The sequence below is a fragment of the Dyadobacter sp. genome (genome assembly GCF_051859145.1).
Classification (GTDB): domain Bacteria; phylum Bacteroidota; class Bacteroidia; order Cytophagales; family Spirosomataceae; genus Dyadobacter.
Window position 1 is genome coordinate 38,528 of record NZ_JBHYGF010000556.1, and the last position, 4,574, is coordinate 43,101.

Sequence of the window (4,574 nt, forward strand, 5' to 3'; positions counted from 1 at the left end):
CATCCTCCCCGATAGCCACTACCACCGCGTCACAATCTTTAAGTGGTAGTGAGCTGACTGCCCCCTTGTCGGTACAGTCCATACAAACTGTGTGCGTGATCCTGTCTTTTAATTGGTCAACCTTCTGCATGTTATTATCGACTCCGATCGTTTCATGCCCAAGCTCGGTGAGCCTGATAGCCAGCGCCTTTCCAAAATTTCCAAGACCCAAAATGATGTATTTCATATTCAATTACAGATTAACCTGCTCAGACGGCAGGCGATAGTTCTCAGGTTTTGCTTTTTTGACCAATGCGATCAGCAGCGTCATCGAGCCGACCCTACCAATAAACATCGTCATGATAATCACCAGTTTGCCCGCATCGCTCAGCTGTGAAGTCGCACCCAGGCTCAGGCCCGTCGTAGTAAATGCGGAAAAGCTCTCAAACGCCAGCGAGAGCAGCGTTTGTTCAGGGTCTGTAACTGTCAAGGCAAAGATCGACAATCCCAGGTAAGCGAGTGACAAAGAAATAATGCCCAGCGCTCTTGCGACCGAATCTTCTGAAACCATGCGCCCGAAAATCTCGATCCGGTCTTTTCCGCGTGCGATCCTGGTAATGTTAAGGGCGGCAACGGCAAAAGTCGTCACCTTAATTCCGCCCCCAGTCGACCCGGGCGCTGCGCCGATCCACATCAGCAGAAATATGAGCATGACTGTCGGGAAGGCCAGGCTTTCCATCGGCACAGTATTAAAGCCTGATGAACGTGGACTACTGCCGATGAAAAGCGCTGTCACCGTCTTTCCGAAGACGGTCTCGTGCTCACGCAGGCTGTGGTTGTATTCAAGAAGGAAACAAATCACAAACCCGGTTACTAGCAGCCAAAGCGTGGTATAGCCAATAATTTTGGAGTTAAAAGCAATCACTACCGAACGGTGCTTAATCGGCCTGCTGTGAAAAATACGCCGGTACAAGCCGGCACCATAGCGGGTGATGAGCTCATAATAGTTAAAGATGACAGCGAAACCGAGTCCGCCCATAATGTAGAGCCCTATAATAATGAGCTGAAACGAGTAATTAAACTTTACGCCAGGATGATTGAGCCCGCCGCTGAAAGTAGAAAATCCCGCATTACAGAAGGCAGTGATCGCATGAAAAATGGTCGCATACAGCTTTTCCCCGTTGCTGCTGAAGAGGTTTTCATCCAAGGTGAAATAGATAATAGCACCGCCGGCGGCTTCCAGCAATAACGTTACAAAAACGATTTTGTATAAAGTGGAAATTACAGAGCTAACCTTGCTTTCACCCACCAGTTCGGTAAACATCAATTGATTTTTATAGGAAAAACCGCCTGAAAAGAAGTAGCCGAAAAATCCGGTAAAGGTCATAATGCCCAGCCCGCCCACCTGTACGAGCACCAGCACGACCGTCTGCCCGAAACGCGTGAGGTCGTGGGCTATATCAATGCCGGACAATCCGGTAATGCAAACGCTGCTGGTGGCCAGAAAAAGTGCATCGACAAAACGGAGTTGGCCGTAAATAGTTGAGTTAGGAAGCAGCAATAACGCGGTTCCGATCAGGATCAGCAACAGAAAGCTCAGTACAAAAAGCAGCGTCGGATTGAAGTAGAACTGGTCAAAAAACAAAGTTTGCTTCGACAGTTCCACTACAAGCACCGCGAAAATGCCCAGATACATCCATTCTGGCTTTACCCATTGGGTGCCTGCCGCACCGGCGAAATGATAATTGTCAATCAGGGTTACGGCCACAAAATAGAAGCATAGTATCGCTTCGCTGACCCGGGGTGTAACGGCTGAGCGGCTCTTGAAGGCAGTGAGCGTTTTTAGTGAGAGGGCCAATGCAAAAAAGTAAAAGCACCATTCAAGCGCGCGGTTGATCACGAGCTCAACCTGAACATCCCGGTTGTAGCCAATATGGAACAGGATCACCAGCGAGCACAATAGGCTCGTCGCAAGCATGATTCTATCGAGCTGCTTTCTGTAATAAATGATGGATTCTTCTGCTTTCAAATGCGAAAGTTATGGTTACGAATGCTGCAATACTACATGTCAACTTCTTCGTTTGGAAGCAATGTCTGTAAATATTTCATTCTTGATCTCCGAGGACAATTCCAGAAAACGCTCATATTGTTTAAGCACATCGGCAATAATTTCCTTCTGGGTGAAATACGCAACGTTGTAGCCCACCCTGTTGTCGCCGAAATAACTGATTGGAAAGTTAGACTGATTTCTCTTCACGGTAGGAACGTTTCGCTCTCTGACCAAAACGCTGGATACGAGCCGGTCCTGGTTGCGAACACCATACACAAAATCTTCAATCTGTTTGTGGTGGATGGTTAGCGATACATCTGCGGGAATGTCCTGAAACCTGATCTCAGCGTTGATATCCTTACTGTTCAGTTCGGCTGCCAGCTCTTCCAGCGCGCCACGAACTGTGGTACCAATAAAGTGATCCACATTTTCAGGACTTTTGTCGGACACAATTCTTTGCAACCGCTCTTTCCACAACTCTCCGGACCAGTAACTGGTAGCCGGCGAAAACTCCTTGGTGTAATAGTAGCTATCGACCGACAATGCACGTACCAGACAATAACAAAACAGGATCATCAACACCGAAAAAGGCAATGCGGTGATCAGCGTCATCGTCTGCAAGGATTGCAAACCACCCGCATTCAAAAGGACCAGTGCCAGCAGCGCCAGCAGCATCCCCCAGCACACAAGCTGCCATTTTGGCGAGTTTTTAGCATTTTGGGAGGCAATACTATTGATGACAAAAATGCCCGAGTCAGCCGACGTGACAAAGAAGACGAAGATGATAAAAATGGCAAGGCTGCTGCTGACTCCGGGCGCAGGGAGATAATCCAGGAAACGGAAAAGCAACTCGTCTGCATTCCCTACCATGCCGCTCAGCTGCCCGGCGGCTTCGTGCTGATCAAACCAGATTGCTGAATTCCCAAAAACAGTCATCCACAAAAAATTGAAAGCAGTGGGAAGGATCAGCACTGCGCCGATAAATTCACGGATCGTCCTGCCGCGGGAGATTCCTGCTATGAAGATTCCAACATAAGGAGCCCAGGAAATCCACCAGGCCCAGTATAAGATTGTCCATTGAAAATACCAGGGCTGACGCTCTGGCTCATAGGCATGGGTATTGAAGGTCAGGCTCAGGAACTGGTTCAGGTATTCACCGGCACCTTCCGACAATGAGCCCATCAAAAAAACCGTCGGCCCCAATGCCAATACGAATAACATTAATGCGACTGCGCTTACAATGTTGAGCTGGCTCAGAAACTTAACGCCTTTGCTGACACCTGTCGTAGCTGAAAAAATGGATATGGCCATGATCACCAGCACAATCACAATCTGTGACGAAAACCCAGTCTGCTTCATCAGACCTATCTCCACCAGCCCTGCGTTGAGTTGTACGACCCCAAATCCCAGCGTGGTTGTAATCCCGAAAAAAGTGCTGCATAGCGCAAATGTGTCGATCGCGTCGCCGGCTGGCCCATTGATCCGTTCTTTCAAAATAGGGTAAAAACAGCTCCTGAGCGATAAGGGCAGCTTGTATCGGTAAGCGAAGTACGCGAGCGAAAGACCTACCACGCCATAGATAGCCCATGCGTGAATGCCCCAATGGAAAAACGTATACAGTTGTGCATTCTTTGCCCGGCTCACCTGGTCCAGCTGGCCGAAGGTAGGATCAGAAAAATGGGAAATCGGCTCGGAGACGCTGAAATACATCAGACCTATACCCATTCCGGCGGCAAAGAGCATTGAAATCCAGGAGAAGAACGAGTACTCCAGCACCGCGTCATTATCGCCCAGCGTAATCGAGCCGAACTTACTGAAAGCAAGGGCCAAAAGAAAGAATACGAACAGCGTAACTGACCAAACGTAGGCCCAGTTTAAATTAATGAATATCCAGTCCTGCACCCGCGACAAAACTGCCCCGGTCACCTGCGGGAAAAAGCTGGCCAAAAAGGTGACTGCTAATATGAACACCAGACTTGGCAAGGTGATCCCTTTTTTGAAAGTCGAGAGAGGAAGTAAATGCTTGGCCATAAGATGAATTTGAAGTGACTGAGCCCTGTAAATCGTCAGCGAAAAGTGGACAAGTTTAAATGAAAGTGAAGAGAGTGTTTTCCTAAAAATGAGTACTTTAAAATCATGGGAAACACAAAGAAGCCTACACCTGAAAATTACATCAAAGACATTCGCCGTAAGACCCGGCGGCTTTTCACTGCCGAGCAGAAGGTTCTGATCGTAATGGAAGCGCTGCGTGCGGAGATCTCGGTCGCCGAGTTGTGCCGCAAACACCAGATTAACGAATCGCAATTCTACAAATGGAACAAGGAGTTCCTGGAAGCGGGCAAGAAGCGTCTGGAAGGTGATCTGACGCGTGAAGCCACGACCGATGAAGTCAGCGACCTACGAAAGGAAAATGCCCGACTTAAAGAAATGGTGGCAGATCTGTTTTTGCGGTATGATATTGTAAAAAAAAGTTTGACGATGCTGGATTAAACCTCAAATATCGAAAATTTATGAGACTATCAGCATCAGAAAAATACGAGATTAT

Annotated in this window: 4 protein-coding genes; 1 reads left to right on the plus strand and 3 read right to left on the minus strand. The window is 48.1% G+C overall.

The window, feature by feature from the left end; genetic code table 11:
• The 3 genes from ACTIE6_RS23970 to ACTIE6_RS23980 form a co-directional block, all read right to left on the minus strand.
• Positions 1-226 (minus strand): NAD-binding protein (locus ACTIE6_RS23970; RefSeq protein ID WP_439559031.1); only part of this gene is annotated, 226 nt, incomplete at its 3' end.
• Between the two features lie 6 nt (positions 227-232).
• Entirely contained in the window at positions 233-2,008 is a 1,776-nt protein-coding gene (locus ACTIE6_RS23975) for a TrkH family potassium uptake protein (RefSeq protein WP_439559032.1), read from the minus strand.
• Positions 2,009-2,047: 39 nt separating this feature from the next.
• Positions 2,048-4,060, minus strand: coding sequence for a BCCT family transporter (locus ACTIE6_RS23980; RefSeq protein WP_439559033.1), 2,013 nt, complete (start codon positions 4,058-4,060; stop codon positions 2,048-2,050).
• A gap of 105 nt (positions 4,061-4,165) precedes the next feature.
• Here ACTIE6_RS23980 and ACTIE6_RS23985 point away from each other — a divergent pair, with 105 nt between their 5' ends.
• Complete coding sequence (locus tag ACTIE6_RS23985) at positions 4,166-4,519, plus strand: transposase (RefSeq protein WP_439559034.1); 354 nt, start codon at positions 4,166-4,168, stop codon at positions 4,517-4,519.
• Positions 4,520-4,574: the final 55 nt, after the last annotated feature.

Excerpts from the sequence above, each read along its gene's own strand:
- ACTIE6_RS23985 (WP_439559034.1), top strand. The coding sequence starts at position 4,166 with ATGGGAAACACAAAGAAGCCTACACCTGAAAATTACATCAAAGACATT.
- ACTIE6_RS23980 (WP_439559033.1), bottom strand. The coding sequence starts at position 4,060 with ATGGCCAAGCATTTACTTCCTCTCTCGACTTTCAAAAAAGGGATCACC.